Origin of the sequence: Agrobacterium tumefaciens, from assembly GCF_013337285.1 — a bacterium.
Taxonomy (GTDB): Bacteria; Pseudomonadota; Alphaproteobacteria; order Rhizobiales; family Rhizobiaceae; genus Agrobacterium; species Agrobacterium burrii.
Map to the genome: position 1 here is coordinate 782,496 of NZ_SUPW01000001.1, position 20,257 is coordinate 802,752.

Genomic DNA, 20,257 nt, shown 5'->3' on the forward strand with positions numbered 1-20,257 from the left:
GTTTTTTCTCCTTTTTGACCGGTAGCGATGTGGTCGCGCCGGCTGTCATTGCAGTTCAGTGGGTTCTTGCGGGCTTCCCGGCGTTCTTTTCAGAGCCGGCGAGATCATCGAGGATGGGGCAATCGGGCCGGTGGTCGCCGCCGCAGCAATGGGCGAGATGGGACAGGGTCTTCACCATGCTCTTCATCTCGGCGATCTTCTGCTCCAGATCGGCGATGTGGACGAGCGCGATTTCCTTCACCGCCGAACTCTCACGGCTCTTGTCCTGCCAGAGTTTCAGCAGCGTCTCGGTTTCTTCCAGAGAGAAACCGAGCGTGCGCGCCCGCTTGATGAAGCGCAGATTGTGCACGTCCTGCTCGCCATAGACCCGGTAATTATTGCCGGTGCGGGCGGCAGGGGTGATGAGGCCGATCTGCTCGTAATAACGGATCATCTTGGCGGAAACGCCCGATGCTTCGGATGCCTGGCCGATATTCACGATGTCACCTCCCTGTGCGCAACCTTCGCCCGTTTCAACCGCAGCGCATTGGCAAGAACGAAGACGCTGGACAGCGCCATGGCGCCCGCGCCGATCATCGGCGACAGCGTGATGCCGAAGGCGGGATAAAGCACACCCGCCGCAACCGGTATCAGCGCCACGTTATAACCAAAGGCCCAGAACAGGTTTTCCTTGATGTTGCGCATGGTCGCCCGGCTCATCTCGATGGCATTGACCGCCCCCAGAAGATCGCCGCCAACCAGCACCACATCGGCGCTTTCGATGGCGACATCCGTGCCGGTGCCGACAGCGATGCCGATATCGGCTTCGGCCAGTGCCGGTGCATCATTGATGCCGTCGCCGACGAAGGCCAGCACCCTGCCGCCGGCGCGCATCTCGTGGATCGCCTTCACCTTGCCTTCGGGCAGCACTTCCGCCACCACGCGGGAGATGCCGACCTGTCGGGCGATTGCGTTTGCCGTGCGTTCATTATCGCCCGTCACCATCGCCACTTCGATACCCATCGCCTGCAGCGCCCGGATGGCGGTGACACTTGACGGTTTCAGCGGATCGGCGACGGCAATTGCGGCTGCCAGCCTGCCGTCGATGGCGGCATAAAGCGGCGTCTTGCCCTCGTCACCCAGCCTTGCGGCGGCTTCAGCGAAGATACCCACGGAATGGCCGAGTTTAGCCATGTAACGATCCGCGCCGACTTCGACCCTGCGGCCATTGACGGTGGCGGCTATGCCGTAACCCGTCACACTTTCGAAGTTCTCGACAGTGGCAGGTTCGAACCCCGCAGAGGTCGCCACATTCTTTTCTTCCGCAGCCCGGACGATCGCTTCGGCAATCGGATGTTCCGAACGGCCCTCGACGGCAGCGACCAGCGCCAAGACCTCGTTATCGGCAAACCCTTCCGCAACCACCAGATCGGTCAGTTCCGGGCGGCCCTTGGTGACAGTACCGGTCTTGTCGACCACGACGATCTGCGCCGAGCGCAGTTCCTGCAGGGCCTGTCCCTTGCGGAACAGCACGCCCAGCTCCGCCGCCCGGCCGGTGCCGACCATGATCGAGGTCGGCGTGGCAAGACCCATGGCGCAGGGGCAGGCAATGATGAGCACCGCCACCGCATTGACCAGCGCGAATGTATAGGCGGGCTCAGGGCCGAAAATCGCCCAGACGATGAAGGTCAGGACAGCGATTGCGATGACGACAGGCACGAACAGCGCGGTGACGCGGTCGACCAGCAACTGGATCGGCAGCTTCGAACCTTGCGCCTCCTCCACCATGCGGATGATCTGCGACAGCATGGTATCCGCGCCGACCTTGGTCGCCTTGAATTTGAAGGCGCCGGTCTTGTTGATGGTGCCGCCGACGACCGTTGCGCCGACCGTCTTTTCCACCGGCACGGGTTCGCCGGATATCATGGATTCATCGACATAGGACGAGCCTTCGACGACTTCGCCATCCACCGCCAGCCTTTCACCGGGACGGATGACGATGATATCGCCCGTCACCAGATCGTCAGGGGAAATATCGATGGTCGCACCGTCGCGCTCCACCCGGGCGGTTTTCGCCTGCAGGCTCATCAGCTTGCGGATGGCGTCTCCCGTGCGGCCGCTGGCGCGGGCTTCGAGAAGCCGCCCGGTGAGGATCAGAGTTACGATAACGGTGGCCGCTTCATAATAGACGAACTGCGCCTCTGCCGGCAGCAGGTCGGGCGCGAAGGTCGCCACCACGGAATAGAGATAGGCCGCCGTGACACCCAGCGCCACCAGCGAGTTCATTTCCGGCGCGCCGCGCAAAAGTGCTGGAAAACCGGTCTTGAGGAAGCGCAGGCCCGGCCCGAAAATCACCGCCGTCGCCAGCACGAAATAGATGTAATAAAGGTTCTGCGTATCGATGATGCCCATCAGCCAGTGATGCATCGGCTCATAGAGATGGCCGCCCATTTCCAGCACGAAAAGCGGTGCCGTCAGGATGGCGGCAATCGTCAGGTCGCGTTTCAGCGCGCCCTCCTCACCGGCATGTTGCATATGGTCGTGGCCGCCGCTTTCGCCGGCCGCTGCCATCTGGTTGTGGCCTTGATGACGTCCGTGGTGCTGGCTGTGGTCTTGATGGGCGGAATGATCGTGCGGCTTGCGTGTCGTCAGCGCAAAGCCGGCGAGCTTTGCCGTTTCCACCAGCGCATCCCGCTCACGTCGGCCGCCGATGGTTTCCACCGCGACCTTGCCGGCTGCGGCATCGACCTTCACATCGACGGTGGTGGCGACGGCGTCCAGAACGGACTTCAACCGCCCGGCATCCGCGTCATTGCGCAGACCCTCGACGGCAAATTCATGCCGGTCCGGCGCGATATCGTAACCGACCTTCTTGATGGCGGCGCCAAGCGTCCTGGCCGAAAATCCTTCGGCCGGCTCCACGGTGAGCTTCTTTGTCGCGAAGTTCACGGAGCTTGAGGCGACGCCCGGCACCTTGGCCGCGGCCGTTTCCACCCGCCGCACGCATGACGCGCAGGTCATGCCTTCCACGGGAATGGAAACCGGTTGGTTCGAATGGGCGTGTCTGACTGTCTCGTTCATGGGAAATCCCCTTTCGAGACCCTATGTAGGGCTTCCCATGATGGGAAGGTCAAGGTATGGGCAAGCTTTTTGTTGAACACACAATCGTGAGCACAGAAAACAGCCATAAAAGCAGGAATTTCCGCCGTTTACCTTTTCCGTCGGGTAACCGCGCGGTCGCCTCTCAGGCCGTCACGCGCCTGGCGAGATAAACCGTTGCGCCACCGCATTGCGGGTCATTGACGATGTGATCGAGAAGCCGGAACCCGTGTGCGGCGAGCAGGCTTTCATAGTCCTCGCGTGCAAGGCTGGCATGATAGAGCGGCTTGCCATGGAACGTGCCAATCGCTTCGCCATGGCCCGGCCCGGCGGTGAACATCAAGGCAGCACCGTCATTGGCGTGCTGGCGGAAAATGCCGAACATCAGGCGTTGATCTTCGGGCTTCAGGTGGAAAAAACTGTGCCAGGCAATCAAACCGTCAAAACGGCGACCGAGAGCCAGCTCGCGCATATCGGCAACCGCCCAGAGATTTTCCGGAAACCGGCTGCGGCAAAGTTCGATCAGCGGCAGGGACGCGTCGATGCCCGTGACGTCATAGCCATTGGCGATGAAATAGCCGGCAATCGGTTCACCGGAACCACAGCCGATATCGAGAATGGAACCGCCGGGCAAAAGCGAGGTGAACCTGTCCAGCCAGGGTTTTTCAGCAAGGGACCGGCCGCGCTCCTTGTCGAAATCAGCGCCGTGTTCGGTATAGAGCCCGATGACATCGCGGGAGGCGTTCGACATTTCCTGATGTCCTTTTTTCAGGGCATTTCGGCCGCGCCGTTCTTACCGATGCACCGCCAGCCGCGGAATATCACGCAAAAAGGCGTCGCGTACGGCAGGGCCGAGCGGTTCGTTGGATGGTTTGTCGGAAACGCGCAGCCTTGCGAAGACGATGTGCTGGCCTTCCCGCTCCGCCCAGCCGACGAACCAGCCGAAAGGACGGTTACGGTCGGGGTTGCCCTTTTCATCGCGCATATAGCCGGTGCCGGTCTTGCCATGCACGGCCCAGCTTTCCGGCGCATCGAACGTTGGAACGATCGCCCGGGTCTTTGCCTGCGCATCGCGGGAAAAAGGCAGGTTGCCGGCCAGCAGACGGCGGATGAAGCCGACCTGCTCCACCGGTGAGATGGTCAGCGACGAACCGAGCCAGGAATGGGTCAGCCCGTTATTCTTGCCCGGTTCGCCGGAAACATCGGCATTGCCGTAACCGAGACGCTTTACATAGGCGGCAAATTTTTCCGGGCCGAGACGGCGGGTGACTTCGCGCGAGTACCACAGCACCGAATCCTGCTCCCATATGGTGGGATCAACCGTCTTACGGTCCGAAGCGCGGGCCTCCGTGCCGGGTTTCCAGTCCCAGGCGGGCGACTTTTCATCCTGAAGGATGCCGGCATCGTAGCCGATCAGCGCCAGCGGCACCTTGAAGGTGGAGGCCGGGGCGACGCGCTGGTCGCAGGCGCCCTGTTGGTTGATGACCGCCCCCGTCTCGATGGAGGTGACCAGCGTGCATTCAAACGCCTGCGGCTGTTGCTGGGCATAGGCGGAAAGCGGCAGGAAGCCCGGAAGGGCAAGGCACGAAAGAACGATGGCGGGCAGCCGGTAGCGCATGCGTTTTGATGTCCCTCGTCCGCATTTTGCGGATCATTTGCCTGAATGGTGAGAGCGGTCTAGGTGACTGATGGGGCAGGAATAGGACCAAAACGAAAAATCACACTTTCCGTCAAGTCCGTTCCTTTTCGCCTGCCCTCTCACCCACTGTCAGGGGCCAATCGACCACATAATCCTCGAAGTCGTCAACATCCACATCGGCCTCGCTGACGGTTCTGCCACGTGCCGAAATGCCGGCCTGATGCACCGTCTGCGTATCGCCGGAGACGAGATAGTGCCACCAGTACAGATCCTTGCCGTCACGCACCAGCGCATAGGCGCAGGTGGGCGGCAGCCAGCCGATCTCATGCACCTTCTTCAGGTCAAGCTGGATACAGTCCGGCACGGTGGCGCGGCGATTTTCATAGTCGGAGCATCGACAGCTTTCACCGTCAAGCAGCACACAGCGGACCGAGGTGAACACCACTTCGCCGGTGTCCCAGTCTTCCAGCTTGTTGAGACAGCACAGGCCGCAGCCGTCGCACAGGCTTTCCCATTCCTCGCCGGTCATCTCGGTGAGCGATTTGGTTTTCCAGAACGGCGCGTCATTCATCGTTAACATTTCCGTTTCATTTTGATCTCTTGGACGGGAGTGTTTAACCGGTCCCTAATCCTTTATATCGTATCGCCAAGGGCTGGTTTGTACGATATTTTAGCATATTGGCGGCGGCTGAGGGTCATTGGCCCGCAAGAAGTCGCCACGTCAAGCAATTCCGACATAACCATGCCACGCTTTTGCGTCGGGAATGGGTTGGAAGAGGAATATCAGGCAGGCATATCGACGGGCCGCGTTGCGTTGAACAGGAAAACATCGCCAGGTGCAGGAAGAAAAAGACGATAAAAACGGCCGCAAAAAGCGGCATATCCTGCTCCGGATCGATAGCTTCATCGATAGCGGCCTGTGGACGGCTGCGGTACGGTTAGTGGATTTCTGGGAAGACGTCACCATCGCCTCGCGCAAACTGCATGTGCGCGGCTGGAAGAAACTTGTCGTCAACCTGACCTGTGATGCGCTGACCTTCGGAACGGCAGGTGCAGTCGTGCTTCTGGCGCTGGCGATGCCCGCTTTCGAAGAGACAAAGAAGGACTGGCGTTATCGCGGCGATTTCGCCGTCACCTTCCTTGACCGTTACGGCAACACCATCGGCCATCGCGGCATCATCCATGAAGATTCTGTGCCGATCGACCAGATGCCTGACCATTTCATCAAAGCGGTTCTGGCGACCGAAGACCGGCGTTTCTTCGATCATTTCGGCATCGATTTCATCGGCCTTGCCCGCGCCATGAGCGAAAATGCCCGCGCCGGCGGCGTGGTGCAGGGCGGCTCGACGCTGACGCAGCAGCTCGCCAAGAACCTGTTTCTCACCAATGAGCGCTCGCTGGAGCGCAAGATCAAGGAAGCCTTCCTCGCGCTCTGGCTTGAGAGCAACATGTCGAAGAAGGAAATCCTCAGCCTTTATCTCGACCGCGCCTATATGGGCGGCGGCACCTTTGGCGCTGCGGCCGCGGCGCAGTTTTATTTCGGCAAGAACCTGACCGACGTGACGCTCGCCGAATCCGCTATTCTGGCCGGCCTGTTCAAGGCGCCGGCCAAATATGCGCCGCATGTCAACCTGCCGGCGGCCCGCGCCCGCGCCAATACCGTGCTTTCCAACCTGGTGCAGAGCGGGCTGATGACCGAGGGCCAGGTGATCGGCGCGCGGCGCAACCCGGCCACCGTCATTGACCGCGCCGATGTGAAGGCGCCGGATTATTTCCTCGACTGGGCCTTCGACGAGGTCCAGCGGCTGGCCGCCGAAGGCAAGTTTAGGGATCACACCGTCGTTGTGCGCACCACCATCGATACCGGCCTGCAGCAGGCGGCGGAACAGGCGATGGAAATGGAACTGCGTGAATATGGCGAGGGTTACCGCGTCAAGCAGGGCGCGATGGTGATGATTGAAAACGGCGGCGGCGTGCGCGCCATGGTCGGCGGCCGTGACTATGGCGAAAGCCAGTTCAACCGCGCCACGGCGGCGCTGCGCCAGCCCGGCTCTTCCTTCAAGGTCTATACTTACTCGGCCGCGATGGAAAAGGGCATGAAGCCGGACACGCTGATTTCCGATGCGCCGGTGACATGGCGCGGGTGGTCGCCGCAAAATTATGGCCGTTCTTATGCCGGCAGGGTAACGCTGCAGATGGCGCTCGCCAAATCCTACAATACCGTGCCTGTGCGGCTCGCCAAGGATGTGCTCGGCACGCAGGTGATTGTCGATACCGCCAAGGCCATGGGCGTCGCTACGCCCTTGCGCAGCGACAAGACCATTCCGCTCGGCACTTCGGAAGTCACCGTTCTCGATCAGGCCACAGCCTATGCCGTATTCCCGGCCGATGGCATGCAGTCGCGCCGTCACGGCATCGAGCAGGTGATGGATTACGAAGGCAACGTTCTCTACGATTTCAGCCATGACGAGCCGCCCGCCAAGCGGGTGCTTTCCGAAGACGCCAATTCCAAGATGAACCAGATGCTGGTGACCATTCCGGTGATGGGCACGGCCCGGCGCGGGGCGCTGGATAACGGCATCGTCTCCGGCGGCAAGACCGGCACTTCGCAGGCCTATCGCGACGCCTGGTATGTGGGCTTTACAGGCAACTATACGACCGCCGTCTGGTTCGGCAATGACGAGTTCACGCCGATGAACAACATGACCGGCGGCGCGCTTCCCGCCATGACCTACAAGCGGCTGATGGACTACGCCCATCAGGGCATGGAACTGCGCCCGATCCCCGGCATCCAGAACCCGCTGCCGACGGGCGCGCGCCCGCAACCCTCGGCGCAAGTCGCATCCGCCAGCACGCCCGCCATGCCGGCGCTAACCCGCCCGCGTTCGCTCTCGGCCGAGGCGACACGCGTCATCCGCTCCATCGCCAAGAAGATGAAGGATGCTTCGGCCCTGAGCGTGACGACGCAAAAGGTGGCGGATGCGTCGCTGCGGGAAGGCGTGGGCGAGGCTGGGCGGCGTTAGGATGTCCGGATACCGGGTTATGCACTGCGCGACCTTCAGACCGGCTGATGGGCTGGATCGCTTCCATTTCAAACAATCATAGGCTGTATATTACACCACTAGGATGGCGTCAGCGCATTTTCTTGAGAAAGATAACTCAAGCATCGACGGCCTACAGGTTAATTTACATTGCGCGCGACCAAAAATATTCTCGCACCGGAGAATAAGAACACGAAATCGTCTTTCTACACTCCAAGATTGAATAGACCATTCCGACCAATTCATGTCTAAGTGAATGCGGTTATTTCTGTCTGGTCACAAAGCGATCCCGGAGGACGGCATGAACGATGCGGGAAATGCAAGGCGGGCGGTAGCGGCTGTTCTTGCTGCTGGCCTTGGGCTTGCACCCCATGCGGCCCGTGCGCAGGATCCCATGCTCCTGATCGACGAGCCTGGCTTCGAATTGCGCCTGCATTTTCAGGCCGGCGTGAACGCCGTGGCCGAACAGAACCTGTTCTGGAACTTCGCCGATACTTTCGCTCCGTCCGCCGGCTTCGATAGCGACACGCGCTGGCTTGAAGGCTACCTGATGCCCGGCCTTGGTTTCACCGCCGATGCCGGCGAGCGGCTCCAGATCTATGGAAAGATTTCCGCCGTTGCCTCCGGCACGCTTGGCACCGATGCCTTCGATGCCGGCGGCACAGGCGCCATCACACTTGAAGACGGCTATCTCGGCCTGCGCTCCAGAGCTGAAACCGGCCCCTTCTTCGATATTTCCCTCGGGCCGCGTCCGTTCCAGACCGGCACAGGCATGCTGATCGCCAATGGCGGTTCGAGCGGTTTCGAGCGGGGCGCCCTGAAACTTGGGCCGAGAAAAGCATGGGAACAGGCCGCCATCCTCCGGTTCGGCAAGGATGACCTGACGGCGACGGCCTTTTTCATCGACGCGAATGAATTATCCGACAAGGACAGCGGAACGAAGATCGTGGGAGCGGATCTGCGTTATGAACCGCAGGAGGGCCGATATGCCGGCGTTACGTTCGGCCATGTTCCGGAATCCGGCTCGCCCTACCCCCGGACCGCGGCTGGCGGCATCGGCGCGCCTGTCATCATGCCGGGTGCGCGCGAGGGGTTGAGCTTCATCAACGCCTATACCCGCACCAATCCGTTCGATGCGCCCCTGCCGGGTTTTTTCATCGGTGGCGATATCGCCTATCAGTGGAACCCCGATATCGACCTCAGGGCCTGGGGCGGCCGCGCCCAGGTCGGTTATGCGTTCGAAGAGGTTTCGTGGACGCCGACCATCGCCTACAGCTACCAGACCTTCTCCGGCGACGATCCTTCGACCTCGCGTCTGGAACGCTTCGACCCGCTCTATTACGAAGGCAATCCGAGCGCATGGTCGACGGGCACGAAATCTTCCATGATGTTCCTGAATTCGAACGTCAATGCGCATCAGATCAGCCTGCAGGTGAAACCGACGCAGGCCGACACGTGGACGCTGCGCTACGCACATATCCGCGCCAATGAGCTGAACAGCCCGATCCAGTTCGGCCAGGGCACACGCCTCGACACCATAGACGGCACGCCCACTCCGGTTGCCGGCGTGGGCGACCACCATCTCGCCGATGATATCTATCTGGAATATTCACGCGTTATCAATCCCAACACCTATCTCACGGCGGGCGTCAGCATTTCCTTCCCCGGCAAGGGCATGAATTCCCTGACCGCAGACAATTCGCCGAACTGGCTTGGAGGCTTCGTCAATGTCATCGTCAATTTCTAAAACCCTGTCGATCGTTCTTGCGACCATGCTGCCCGTTCTGGCCTACCCTTACGCCGCGTCCAGCCAGAACGCCACGCCGCTTTCGGCCGAGCAGTCAGACCCGACCAAACTCGGCTGGATGCAGGGCTTTCCGCCACCGGAAGACAAAATAATCCGCTTCTCGGACAGCGACTATTTCAACTTTCCGAAATCGCGCTGGACGGTCTGCCATTTCCGTCAGCTGATGCCAACGGTCAATGTGAGCCGCGGCCTCGGCGCACCCGCAACGCTCGAGCGCAAGCTCGATCCCGCCATCGATGCCGTGACATTCCGGCCGACCGGCGCAGACCGGGACATGAACTGGCAACAATCGCTGTCGGCCAATTATACCGACGGCATCGTCGTGCTGCACAAGGGCGTGCTTGTCTATGAGCGCTATTCCGGTTGCCTCAACGATGCGGGGCAACATGGCGCCATGTCGGTGACGAAGTCGCTGACCGGGCTTCTGGGCGAGATGCTGGTTGCCGAGGGTACACTGGACGAGAATGCCAAGGTCGCGACCGTCGTTCCCGAACTTGAAAAAAGCGCCTTCGGCGATGCGACGATCCGGCAGGTGCTCGATATGACGACGGGCCTGCGTTACAGCGAGGACTATGCCGATCCCAATGCCGATGTGTGGACCTATTCGGCGGCCGGCAACCCTCTTCCCAAACCCGAGGGTTATGAAGGGCCACGCAGCTATTTCGATTATCTGAAGACGGTGGTGAAACAGGGGGAACACGGTTCCGCCTTCGGCTACAAGACGATCAACAGCGATGCGCTCGGCTGGATCATCGCCCGCGTCTCGGGAAAATCGGTGGCGGAGCTGCTCTCGGAGCGGATCTGGAGCCGGATGGGCGCCGAACAGGACGCCTATTACACCGTCGATTCCACCGGCACGCCGTTTGCCGGCGGCGGGCTGAATGCCGGATTGCGCGACATGGCACGCATCGGCCGGTTGCTGCTCGATGGCGGCGTCGTGGATGGCCAGCGTCTCATTCCGCAAAAGGCGATCGACAATATCCGCAACGGCGGAGACAAGGCGGCTTTTGCGAAGGGCGGTTATCCGGCGCTGCAGGGCTGGAGCTATCGTGCCATGTGGTGGGTCACCCACAATGCCAACGGCGCGTTCATGGCGCGTGGCGTGCACGGCCAGGCAATCTACATCGACCCCGCAGCCGATATGGTCATCGCCCGCTTTTCCTCGCATCCCGTCGCCGGCAATGCCGCCAACGACGCGACATCGCTGCCTGCTTATGAGGCCGTGGCGCGTCATTTGATGACACGGGTGGGGACGCCGTGAGGGCACGGCGGTGAAGTCGGGGCGCATCGCCTGAAGATTTCTGTCGGAGTGTGTGGCTCACCCCCCTCTGTCCTGCCGGACATCTCCCCCACAAGGAGGGAGATCGGCAAGACGCTCTACCGCCACTTCAATCTCAAACGTTGAGATGGGCGAGACCTCGCCTCGGGTCGATCTCCCTCCTTGTGGGGGAGATGTCCGGCAGGACAGAGGGGGGTGAGCCACACACTCCACGCTCCCCTTTTCCCACGATGCTTCACACCAATAACGCCGCCCGTGCCGTTTCCACCACATTGGCGGTGAGCGCCGCCAGACGGTCGGCGGCCAAACGATTGACCTGCCAGTAAAGCGGAATATCGAACGGTGTGCCGGGAACAACCTCCACCAGCCGCCCTTCCCTCAAATGCTCCGCCACCAGCTGCACCGGATTGAGCCCCCAGCCCATGCCGGCAAGGCTTGCCTTCACGAAACCATCGGTCGAGGGCAGCCAGTGGGTGGGATAGGAGACGTCTTCTCCCAGCGCCTGCCTGATCCAGCTCGCCTGCAGCCTGTCCTTCTGGTTGAAGGTCAGTCCCGGGGCGCGGGCAAGGGCTGCGGGCGTGACGCCATCGGCGAAATGGCGGGTTATGAAATCCGGGCTGGCGGTAGCGTGATATCTGAGCACACCAAGTGGTGTGACGCGGCAGCCCTGCACGGGCTTGGCGTGGGCGGTGACGGCGGCAAGCACCCTGCCCCCGCGCAGCCATTCCACCGTGTGATCCTGATCATCCACCGCGATATTGACGAGATAATCGTTGCTGCCGGTGAATTTCGAAACCGCATTGAGAAACCATGTACCGAGGCTATCAGCATTGGTGGCGATGTTGAGCGTCACACGCTCCTGTACCGATCCCGCCTCTGCAAGCGCCGGAAGCTGGCGGAACAATTCGCTTTCCAGCATGCCGACATGGTCCATATGCCGGCAGAGCCACTCGCCCTTTTCCGTCGCAACGCAAGGGTTGCCGCGCACGATCAACACCACGCCCAGCCGCTCCTCCAGCTGTTTGATACGCTGCGAGACGGCTGATGGCGTGACGAAGAGCAGCTGCGCCGCCTTTTCGAAACTGCCGGTCTGGGCAACGAGCGCCACGGCCCGCATGGAGGGATAGTCTAGCATTAGCCACACTTATCTAGGTTGAGTTTATTTAACTGGATTAAACCATCCCATCTCAATATCCAAGTACTCGGTCCGCAGGCGACGGCTTGCGCCATTCCGCATGGACAGAGACAAGAGGCTCCCGACGCGCATGGATATACAAATCTTCTTCACCGGCCTGACGATGGGTCTGAGCCTCATCGTCGCCATCGGCGCGCAGAATGCTTTTGTTCTGAAGCAGGGGCTGGCGCGCTCGCATGTGTTCGCGGTCTGCGCCACCTGCGCCATTGCCGATGCGTTGCTGATCACCGTTGGAGTCTTCGGTTTTCAGCGGATCAGCGCCGTCATGCCGGCGCTTGATCCCATCATGCGTTATGCCGGAGCTGCCTTCCTTATCTGGTATGGCGCCAAAAGCCTGCATTCGGCGCTGCGTTCATCCGAAGCGCTGTCGGTGGCTGAGCGGCAGGAGGCGAGCCTGTGGCAGACGCTGGCCATTTGTCTGGCGCTCACCTTTCTCAATCCGCATGTCTATCTCGATACCGTCGTGCTGCTCGGCACCATCTCCACGCAATTTCCCGGCTTCGAAAAGACCTTTGCGGCGGGTGCGGCCACCGGTTCGGTGCTGTTCTTCTTTTCGCTGGGATATGGCGCGCGCTGGCTGCGACCGGTCTTCGAAAAACCTTCCGCCTGGCGCATTCTCGAAGGCGTCATCGCGGTTACCATGTGGGCCATCGCCTTCAAGCTGGTCATGGGTGCGTGAGAACCGGAATTCGCAATTCCCCTCATTTTCACAAAGACTAAACAAAGGGCACCATTTTCCAAACGGGGAATCAGTGATAGTTCTCGACCTGTTCAAAAACGGGAAAACAGCGTGTTCCGAGTTCCATTCCTTGTCGGCATTGCCCTTCTGATCGCCTTTGGCGGCGGTATTGCCGTAACGCTCGCAGCACTTGAGGCGACATCCGGTTTCGGATCGATCCGCATCGGTTCCTGGGACGCGTTTCCCGAAGCACAGACAATCGAGGCTGACCCTTACGCCAAATCGCACCGCGCCGATGCCGGCAGGCTGCTTTATGGCACGACCGAGGGGCTGGCCTTTACCGCCTCCGTCGACAGCGATGGCCAGCGGCTCAGCGGCGAATGCCGTTACCGGCTGGCCGGCGCCGTGCCACCTTCGCGGTTCTGGACGCTTTATACCGCCGATCAGCAGGGCAATGTGCTGGCGGAAGATGCCGGGCGGCCGTTTGCGCTGAATTCCCGCACGCTTCTGCGCAGTGCGGATGGCGGCATCGACATCACCATCGCTCCCGACGCCCAGGCCTATAACTGGCTGGCGGTCCCGCAGGGCCAGACATTCAAGCTGGTGATGACGCTGCTCGATACGCCGGTCGCCGGCAGTTCCGGCCTGATCGATATCGCCATGCCGCAAATCCGCAAGCTGGGGTGTGGCAATGCTTAGGGTCCTGCTCGCCATCCTCACCGGCCTCGTCGCCGCCGCCGTGCTGCACGTCATCATTCTTCTGGCGATACCGCATTTCAGCAATCGCGATGCCTATACCCGCGCGGTGGCGGAAGGAAAGCCGCATCTGTTTCACCTGCTCGAAGAGACGACCGAGAAGAAGACGCTTGGCAGCGGCGACCCCTTCATGCGGGTCGCGGTCTGTACTTTTAATATCGAAGAAAAACCTGTCCGGCTCACCGCACTTGGCGCCGTGCCGTTCTGGTCGGTCGCGGTTTACGACAGGGCCTCGAACGAGGTGTTCAGCATGAACGACCGCACGTCTGCTGGCGGGGTGATGGATATTCTGGTCGCCGATGCGGTGCAGATAGCCGCCATTCGCAAGGCGCAGCCGCCATCGCTCTCACAGGCCATTCTGGCGGAATCGGATCAGACGGAAGGATATGTGGTGTTGCGGACCCTGGTGCCGCAGCCAAGCTTCGGGGAAGAAGCCGAACGTTTCCTGAACGAAGCGAAATGCCAGCCGACGCCGTGGAAATAACGCCGGTCTTTTACATATAATCAGGATTTCAGAGCCGTTTCCGGTGCGGATTTGCCCTTGCGCACGACCTTGCCAGCGGGCTCGGTTTCGCGCTTCTCATAACGTACGCCGGTAAACAGCACCACCTTTGCGGGGCCAATCACCTTGGCCGCGATGCCGGCGGGGCGCAGGCTTCGTCGGGCGTCGCCGATTGGAATAATGTCTGCCATGCTTCTCTCCTCTTCGGGAGTCAATGTTGCCTATGGGAACCGCGCAAGCCTCGTCTTGCGTCGGGAATTTCATCACCATCACATTGCGCATAATCCAGCCCACAGGCTGGTTTTCGCATGTCCCTAAAACCGCAGAAGGTTTTAGCGCGGGACTATGCGGACATTCAGGCATTTCGCGGCCATTTTGGCTTTTATTCCGAACGTCAGAATAACATGGAATCCTAATACTGCCCATGAAATTACAAACAGACAGAGGTTAATGATCCGTTAACCCTAATCGCTGGACGCCAATTTATCGCCGAAAGGGCCGCACCCGTTGAAAACAAAGGCGATGCGGCAAAGTTCCATGACATTTTTTCCGTCATGAAGGTTTTAAAATTTCCTTGTTGATAGAGGCAGAATATCTCTTGCCACCCCCCATAGTTAACAGGACGTCAACGGATTTGCTCTAATTTGAGCCGATATTGTGTTTGCGTTTGTTGGGTAGTGCGTTGACCGACCGGTTTCGAGAACTTGAGAGGCCAAGAGCCATTAGGAAGAAAGATGTGGTGCTTATGGCCACGGTGACGAATTTCGAGTCTGTGTCCCATCCGTCAAAAACGGACCTCCGGCAATTCGCCGAGCTTTTCATGCCGCTTTTTAATGCCTCCACCGAGGAAGCCAAGCGCGAAGCGATCGCCGCGCTGTCGCAGCATCCGAGCGTGCCTTCGGCTGTCGCCTTCTTCATCGCCTGCCAGCCGATTTCGCTTGCTGCCCCCTTCCTTATCTCCTCGAAGTGCCTCACTGACGAGACGCTGATTACCATTGCCCGCACGCAGGGTGCCGCGCATGCCCGCGCCATCGTACGTCGCGACGACCTCTCCCCCACCGTCATCGATGCGCTGGTTGGCCTGCGGCATGCCGAAGATCTGAAGCGGCCGGATGAGCCGACGACTGCCGCCGAACCGCAGGTGGCGGCAGCAGCCGTCGAAACGGCTGATATGGCCATCCCTGAGACCACGGCGAAAATTGACGCCGCATCCGCGCTCGAAGAGGAAATGCGTCAGCGGATCAAGCAGATGGCGCATCATCTCAACCGCCCGGAAAGTGACGTGCTTGGCCTGCGCCGCCTGAGCGACGTGCAGGAAGCCCTGCTCGTGCGTTTCGCCCGTGAACGCAATGCACGGCAGTTTGCCATTGCGCTATCGGATTCGCTGTCATCCAGCTACTGGCTGTCGGAACGCATCATGCTCGATATTTCCGGCGCGCAGCTTGCGACCACGCTTACCGGGCTTGGCATGGAGTTTTCCGAAGCCGCCTTCGTCTTGCAATGCTTCTATCCGCATCTGGCCGCCACAGAGGGCGACATGAGCCGCGCCGAGGCCCTGCTCGACCGTCTCGACATCGTGGAGTCCGAAGAGCGGGTGGAAAGCTGGCGTCGGGCGGATAGCTATACGCATGGCCGCGAGCGGCCGCGTGGCGGCGTAACTGTCGTTCACAGAACGGGGACGTGAGGGGTAATCGTCGCTTAGCCGTCTAGGCCGACGGCTGGTCCACCAGCGTCAGCAAAGTGCCAATCTCATCCGTCTCGATCTCCACGATCCACAGATCGCTGTCGAAGCGCCGTTCCTTCTCCAGAAGAGCGGCGCTTTCCTCAGCCTCTGCACCGGCAAGGCGCGTTTCAAAACGGCGCTCGGCGCGGATTTCCTCGTCATCGGCGAAGCTTTGCGGCGCCGGTCCATAGAGGTTTTCACGGCCGTCGCGCAGGCGCTGGCGGATGAAGATCGCACCCGCCTCCTCCGCACCCTTCTTTTCGATGGCAGCAAATCCGCCGGCGGCGAAAACGCGGCGGATGAGGGCGGAGACGAAGATTTCGGATTTGAGGCGCATTGGTGGTGCTTTCGGTGGAAAGAGTGGGACGTGCTCTCGATGTTGGATTTGTCAACGGATTGAGGTGCGTGGGGTTTACCCCCTCTGCCCTGCCGGGCATCTCCCCCTCAAGGGGGGAGATCGGCAAGACGCTCTACCGCCACTTCATTTTCAAGCTTTGCGATGGGCGAGATCTCGCCACAGATCGATCTCCCCCCTTGAGGGGGAGATGCCCGGCAGGGCAGAGGGGGGTGAGCCACACCCACTCCGGCCCGCCATCAACGAACCTCCTGAGGCTAAAACCTCAAAGCGCCCCGATCGACTTAAGTTTCTTCAGCACCACTTCGCTCGGCTCGCCGGTTTCCGGCAGGCGATAGTGTTTTTCAAAAGCACGGATGGCGTTGCGGGTCTGCTGGCCGGCCACGCCGTCCACCTTCACGTCAGCATAGGCGATATTGATCAACCCCTGCTGGATCCTGGCAATCAGCGCGCTGCTTGCCGGCTTGGCAGCGGCAGTCGCGCTGTTGAGCGACACCGGCTCGGCCTTGGGGCGCGGCGCTTCCGCCTTGCGGATGGCGGCTGCGACCGGGTCGATTTCCACTCCGCCGCCGGTGTTGGTGTCGGACGGCCGGTCCTTTGGAATTGCCGCAACCGTGGCGCCGTCGATCCTGAGGGCGGCAAGCACGCGGGTCGTCGGCTCGCCGGTCTGTTCCATGCCAAGGGTTTCTTCGAAGAACATGATGGCGGCGGCGGTCTTCGGCCCCATGCGGCCATCCGCGTCGCCTTCGTAAAGCCCGCGTTTTTTGAGTTCGCCCTGAATATCGGCAACGATCTGCTGCGGCTTCTGGCTTTCGGCTGGCGGCAACGCCGCAGTCTCGGCGGCCGGTGGCTGCGTCGCTTCCGTCTCGGCCGGCCGCTCTATGCGAAAGGTGGTGACGTTGCCGTGGGTGCCGAGCGGCTCTGCGGGGCGATAGCCGGCGATCCCGTTCGGGTTTTCTGCATCACGCGTGCGCAGAAAGGGAGACGGGTGAATGCCCGGCTGGTACCAGAGCGCATTGGCCGCAACAAAACCGAAGACGACCGCGAAGGCACCGCAGCCGCCAACCAGTTTCGGATGGCGCAGGACTTCGCGCCCGATGGCCGTAACCACCAAGGAAACAAACCCGGCGCCAATCTGGGCCGTTGTTTTCTTAGGCGATTTTCGCTTTCGCGGGGCCATCGTCACCATCCTTTTTCATAATCGCAGCCATTTCGCCGAGTTGACGGATGCGCGGCGGAAATTCCACCATGCATTCAGTTTCAGCGTCTTCGCCACCCGCCATGCCGGAACCATCGGCAGGCAACATGATTGTTACGACCGTCCCCTCGCCGGGCTGGCTGGCGATGACGAAGGTGCCGCCATGCAGTGCCACCAGCCCCTTGACCAGGGATAGTCCGAGACCCGTGCCCTCATAGCGACGGGTATATTCATTCTGAACCTGCATGAAGGGCTGGCCCAGCAGGTCAATCTTGTCGGCGGCGATGCCGATACCGGTATCGCTGACCGTCAGCTTCAGCATCTTGCCTTCGCGCGCCGCATCGATCGATACAACACCACCCGCATCGGTGAATTTTATGGCATTGCCGGCCAGATTGATCAGAACCTGGCGAATGGCGCGCTGGTCGGCGGAGATTTCGCCGATATTGCGCTGGATGCGGCTGGTCAAAGTCAGGCCTTTTTCCCTGGCCTGCAGACCAAGCATGGCCTCGCAGGAAGCGATGGTTTCGGAAATCGGGAAGCTTTCCATCAGCAGCTCGTAGCGGCCCGCTTCCAGCTTGCTCATATCCAGCATGGTGTTGACCACCGACAGGAGATGCGCGCCGGACTGGCGGATCAAGCCGACATATTCGCGCTGACGATCATTTTCCAGCCGGCCGAAATATTCGCCGGCCAGAATATCGGAAAAACCGAGGACGGCGTTGAGCGGCGTGCGCAGCTCGTGGCTGACGGCGGCAAGGAACCGTGACTTGGCGTCATTGGCCGATTCCGCCTCCGCCGCCTTGCGGGCGACATCGCGGCGCAGCAACTCCATCTCGGTGACATCGGAAAGCTGGGCGACGACGCGGCGCAGCCGGCCGGACGCGCTGCGGATCGCCGTCATTTCGATGCGCGCATGCATGAACTGCGCCGGGCGCGATTTCGCGCCGGTTTCAAACCGAAGCTCGGCGCTGGCCTTGTCCTCGCCCTGCCGCAAAAGATCAAAGGCCTGCATCAGTTCGATACGATCAGACACATAAACATATTCGGCAAAGACATGGTCTTTGCAGGCCTGAAGCTCGACCGGAAATTTCTCACGGTCACGACCGGAGACACGTTCGACCAGGCCGTTTTCATTGATGGTGAGCACGAGGCCCGGCACCTGCGATGCTGCGACAAGGTCGTCATCAGCCGCAGGAGCGGACGAGGATGCTACGCCACGCAGCGGCCGGGAAAAAGCAATCGACAGGGCGGCGGCGGATAGAAACAGCGCCAGCACCAGGGCAGCACCAATGGGCAGCGCGATGGCGGGGCTGAAGACGAGGCTGAAGAGGGCGGGCACAACCAGAAGGCCGACAGCACCGAAGGCAATCAGGCGGCGCAGGCGCGCAACGGTTCCGGCGCGCCTTTCAGCGTCCTCTTCCATACGCGCAAGCCATCTGCCCGCGGCATGGTCGACCAGTGCGACCGCTTTTTCTCTCATATTACGCAATACCAATACCGAATCCCTGAGGCGGATCTTATGGCCCCGACAATAGAAGGCGGCGGCTTAAGGAATGGATAAAAAGAATGGCCGCAAACGGCCTTCAAATGCGCCGCAGTCCCAATACGGGGCATTTATTCGAAGCTTTGCCAATCATGGTTAATGACGGGTAAGCGACGGATTTCGCTTCATTTTTGCCATCGCGTTAACCTTTGTGGCAAAGCGTGCCGCCGCTTTGGCCGGGAACGCGCGGGCTCTGTCGCAATTATGCTTAACATGGACTGTTAAAATGCGAATGAATTGATGGCGCACGTGCCGATGCGAGGAGAATAGATACAATTTGAATTAAATTGCGCCGCTTTTTGCAATTGGCTGTTCGCCGGTCGCCTGTAGCTTCTCCCCAAGCCCGAAAAACGGGACAAAGGCCAATGACCCGAAACCGGGCGGGGCTTCAAAACAAAGATCATCTGGCAGGGTGTCTGACAATGTGGTTTCTGATCAAAGGAACATTCTGGTTTTCGCTGGTGCTGGTGGCGCTGTCCTATTTCGGTAGCTACAACGACCCCACCAAGGAACCTTCGGCATTCGATCTTCCCAGCGCCGTTTCGGCCGCCGGTGAGGCCTATCGTTATGTCAGCGCCATCTGCATCGAAAAACCCGACGTCTGCATCAAGGGTGCGGAAACCTTCCATGCGCTGGGTGAGCGGGCAAAGGAAGGCGCCAAGGTCGCCTATGAACTGCTCGACGCGCAGCTTGCCGCCGGTGACAAAACCGCTCCCGCCACGCAGATCGTCGCCGAGACCGAAAAACTGGCCGAAGCCCCGGCCATCAGCGTCGAATTTCCCGGGAATACCGACATGCTGAAGACCGGCACCGTCATTCCCCTGCCGCAGAAGCGCCCTGCCCCCTGATATTTCGCGGTCGCGCCTCGCCGCACCGCCCCTTCCTTGCAGCCGGATATGTCCGTCTGCGTGACTGCCTGCCAGACTTGCCCACGGAAACCTGTTTTCCGTGGGCTTTTTCATGGCCAGATGGTTCAAAACCGTCCGCACTTGCCCTATATCGTAGCCAAGATATGCAATAGTGGACGATACGGCGCGCAAATGGCCTCTCTCGAAACGATCCTTGATGACTTCGCCTTCCTCGACGACTGGGAGGATCGCTATCGTTATGTCATCGAACTGGGCAAGGCGCTGCCCGATCTGCCGGAAGACAAGCGCACCGCTGAAAACAAGGTGCAGGGTTGCGCCAGCCAGGTCTGGCTCGTCAGCCATAGCGACGGTGCGGAAGACCCTCTCATGACCTTCGAGGGCGATTCCGATGCGCATATCGTGCGCGGCCTCGTTGCCATCGTCCTTGCCGTCTATTCCGGTAAAAAGGCCTCCGAAATCGCTGGTCTCGATGCCATCCAGGTGTTCGACAAGATCGGGCTGGTGGAACATCTCTCTTCGCAGCGCGCCAATGGCCTGCGTTCCATGGTCAAGCGCATCCGCGAGGAAGCCAGGCTGCTGGCCGCCTGATC

The 20,257-nt window shown here is 60.5% G+C and carries 19 protein-coding genes; 9 read left to right on the forward strand and 10 right to left on the reverse strand.

The features are described 5' to 3' along the window. Positions 1 to 55: 55 nt before the first annotated feature. The 5 genes from cueR to FCH38_RS03815 all read right to left on the reverse strand — a co-directional run bounded on the left by cueR (position 56) and on the right by FCH38_RS03815 (position 5,288). Positions 56 to 478, reverse strand: a complete 423-nt coding sequence (gene cueR / locus FCH38_RS03795; RefSeq protein WP_174372871.1) for a Cu(I)-responsive transcriptional regulator — start codon at positions 476 to 478, stop codon at positions 56 to 58. Further along, on the reverse strand, positions 475 to 3,060 hold the full coding sequence (locus FCH38_RS03800) for a heavy metal translocating P-type ATPase (protein ID WP_174372872.1): 2,586 nt from the start codon (positions 3,058 to 3,060) through the stop codon (positions 475 to 477). Before FCH38_RS03800 ends, cueR begins: the two co-directional genes overlap by 4 nt. A 163-nt stretch (positions 3,061 to 3,223) precedes the next feature. Continuing rightward, complete coding sequence (locus FCH38_RS03805) at positions 3,224 to 3,829, reverse strand: class I SAM-dependent DNA methyltransferase (protein WP_174372873.1); 606 nt, start codon at positions 3,827 to 3,829, stop codon at positions 3,224 to 3,226. A 42-nt stretch (positions 3,830 to 3,871) separates the two neighbouring features. Beyond that, entirely contained in the window at positions 3,872 to 4,696 is an 825-nt protein-coding gene (blaOXA, locus tag FCH38_RS03810) for a class D beta-lactamase (protein ID WP_174372874.1), read from the reverse strand. A 112-nt stretch (positions 4,697 to 4,808) separates the two neighbouring features. Next, a complete protein-coding gene (locus FCH38_RS03815; RefSeq protein WP_149898868.1) occupies positions 4,809 to 5,288 on the reverse strand; it encodes a YcgN family cysteine cluster protein in 480 nt (159 codons plus the stop codon). Positions 5,289 to 5,553: 265 nt separating this feature from the next. Between FCH38_RS03815 and FCH38_RS03820 the strand changes: the two genes are divergently transcribed. From FCH38_RS03820 to FCH38_RS03830, 3 genes are all read left to right on the forward strand, one after another. Continuing rightward, positions 5,554 to 7,740, forward strand: a complete 2,187-nt coding sequence (locus FCH38_RS03820) for a PBP1A family penicillin-binding protein (protein ID WP_174372875.1) — start codon at positions 5,554 to 5,556, stop codon at positions 7,738 to 7,740. A gap of 319 nt (positions 7,741 to 8,059) precedes the next feature. Continuing rightward, a complete protein-coding gene (locus FCH38_RS03825; RefSeq protein WP_174372876.1) occupies positions 8,060 to 9,505 on the forward strand; it encodes an alginate export family protein in 1,446 nt (481 codons plus the stop codon). Between the two features lie 25 nt (positions 9,506 to 9,530). Continuing rightward, a complete protein-coding gene (locus FCH38_RS03830) occupies positions 9,531 to 10,826 on the forward strand; it encodes a serine hydrolase domain-containing protein (RefSeq protein ID WP_174373131.1) in 1,296 nt (431 codons plus the stop codon). A gap of 253 nt (positions 10,827 to 11,079) precedes the next feature. Here the strand turns inward: FCH38_RS03830 and FCH38_RS03835 are convergent, their stop codons facing one another. Then, positions 11,080 to 11,979: a LysR family transcriptional regulator ArgP gene (locus FCH38_RS03835; protein WP_174372877.1), complete on the reverse strand. Its 900-nt coding sequence runs from the start codon at positions 11,977 to 11,979 to the stop codon at positions 11,080 to 11,082. 130 nt (positions 11,980 to 12,109) lie between these two features. On the opposite strand from FCH38_RS03835, the gene FCH38_RS03840 reads away from it, so the two are divergent. The 3 genes from FCH38_RS03840 to FCH38_RS03850 all read left to right on the forward strand — a co-directional run bounded on the left by FCH38_RS03840 (position 12,110) and on the right by FCH38_RS03850 (position 13,958). Beyond that, positions 12,110 to 12,718 carry a LysE/ArgO family amino acid transporter gene (locus FCH38_RS03840; RefSeq protein WP_149898863.1) on the forward strand — a complete coding sequence of 203 codons (609 nt, stop codon included), beginning with the start codon at positions 12,110 to 12,112 and terminating at the stop codon, positions 12,716 to 12,718. Between the two features lie 111 nt (positions 12,719 to 12,829). After that, positions 12,830 to 13,417, forward strand: coding sequence for a DUF1214 domain-containing protein (locus FCH38_RS03845; protein WP_149898862.1), 588 nt, complete (start codon positions 12,830 to 12,832; stop codon positions 13,415 to 13,417). Beyond that, positions 13,410 to 13,958 (forward strand): DUF1254 domain-containing protein, encoded by a 549-nt coding sequence (locus FCH38_RS03850; RefSeq protein WP_149898861.1) that lies wholly within the window; start codon positions 13,410 to 13,412, stop codon positions 13,956 to 13,958. Before FCH38_RS03845 ends, FCH38_RS03850 begins: the two co-directional genes overlap by 8 nt. Before the next feature lie 20 nt (positions 13,959 to 13,978). Here the strand turns inward: FCH38_RS03850 and FCH38_RS03855 are convergent, their stop codons facing one another. After that, the gene (locus tag FCH38_RS03855) at positions 13,979 to 14,167 is read right to left on the reverse strand and encodes a hypothetical protein (RefSeq protein WP_174372878.1); all 189 of its coding nucleotides are present in this window, start codon (positions 14,165 to 14,167) and stop codon (positions 13,979 to 13,981) included. 554 nt (positions 14,168 to 14,721) lie between these two features. Here FCH38_RS03855 and FCH38_RS03860 point away from each other — a divergent pair. Beyond that, complete coding sequence (locus FCH38_RS03860) at positions 14,722 to 15,660, forward strand: DUF2336 domain-containing protein (RefSeq protein ID WP_210267118.1); 939 nt, start codon at positions 14,722 to 14,724, stop codon at positions 15,658 to 15,660. Between the two features lie 22 nt (positions 15,661 to 15,682). On the opposite strand, the gene FCH38_RS03865 is transcribed toward FCH38_RS03860, so the two are convergent. From FCH38_RS03865 to FCH38_RS03875, 3 genes are all read right to left on the reverse strand, one after another. Next, positions 15,683 to 16,036: a DUF1491 family protein gene (locus FCH38_RS03865; protein WP_149898858.1), complete on the reverse strand. Its 354-nt coding sequence runs from the start codon at positions 16,034 to 16,036 to the stop codon at positions 15,683 to 15,685. A 283-nt stretch (positions 16,037 to 16,319) separates the two neighbouring features. Beyond that, the gene (locus tag FCH38_RS03870; RefSeq protein WP_174372880.1) at positions 16,320 to 17,234 is read right to left on the reverse strand and encodes a peptidoglycan-binding domain-containing protein; all 915 of its coding nucleotides are present in this window, start codon (positions 17,232 to 17,234) and stop codon (positions 16,320 to 16,322) included. Further along, positions 17,206 to 18,735 (reverse strand): sensor histidine kinase, encoded by a 1,530-nt coding sequence (locus FCH38_RS03875; protein ID WP_174372881.1) that lies wholly within the window; start codon positions 18,733 to 18,735, stop codon positions 17,206 to 17,208. Before FCH38_RS03875 ends, FCH38_RS03870 begins: the two co-directional genes overlap by 29 nt. A gap of 485 nt (positions 18,736 to 19,220) precedes the next feature. Here FCH38_RS03875 and FCH38_RS03880 point away from each other — a divergent pair, with 485 nt between their 5' ends. Next, entirely contained in the window at positions 19,221 to 19,646 is a 426-nt protein-coding gene (locus tag FCH38_RS03880) for a DUF5330 domain-containing protein (RefSeq protein ID WP_149898855.1), read from the forward strand. 192 nt (positions 19,647 to 19,838) lie between these two features. Next, a complete protein-coding gene (locus tag FCH38_RS03885) occupies positions 19,839 to 20,255 on the forward strand; it encodes a SufE family protein (protein ID WP_149898854.1) in 417 nt (138 codons plus the stop codon). Positions 20,256 to 20,257 lie beyond the last annotated feature (2 nt).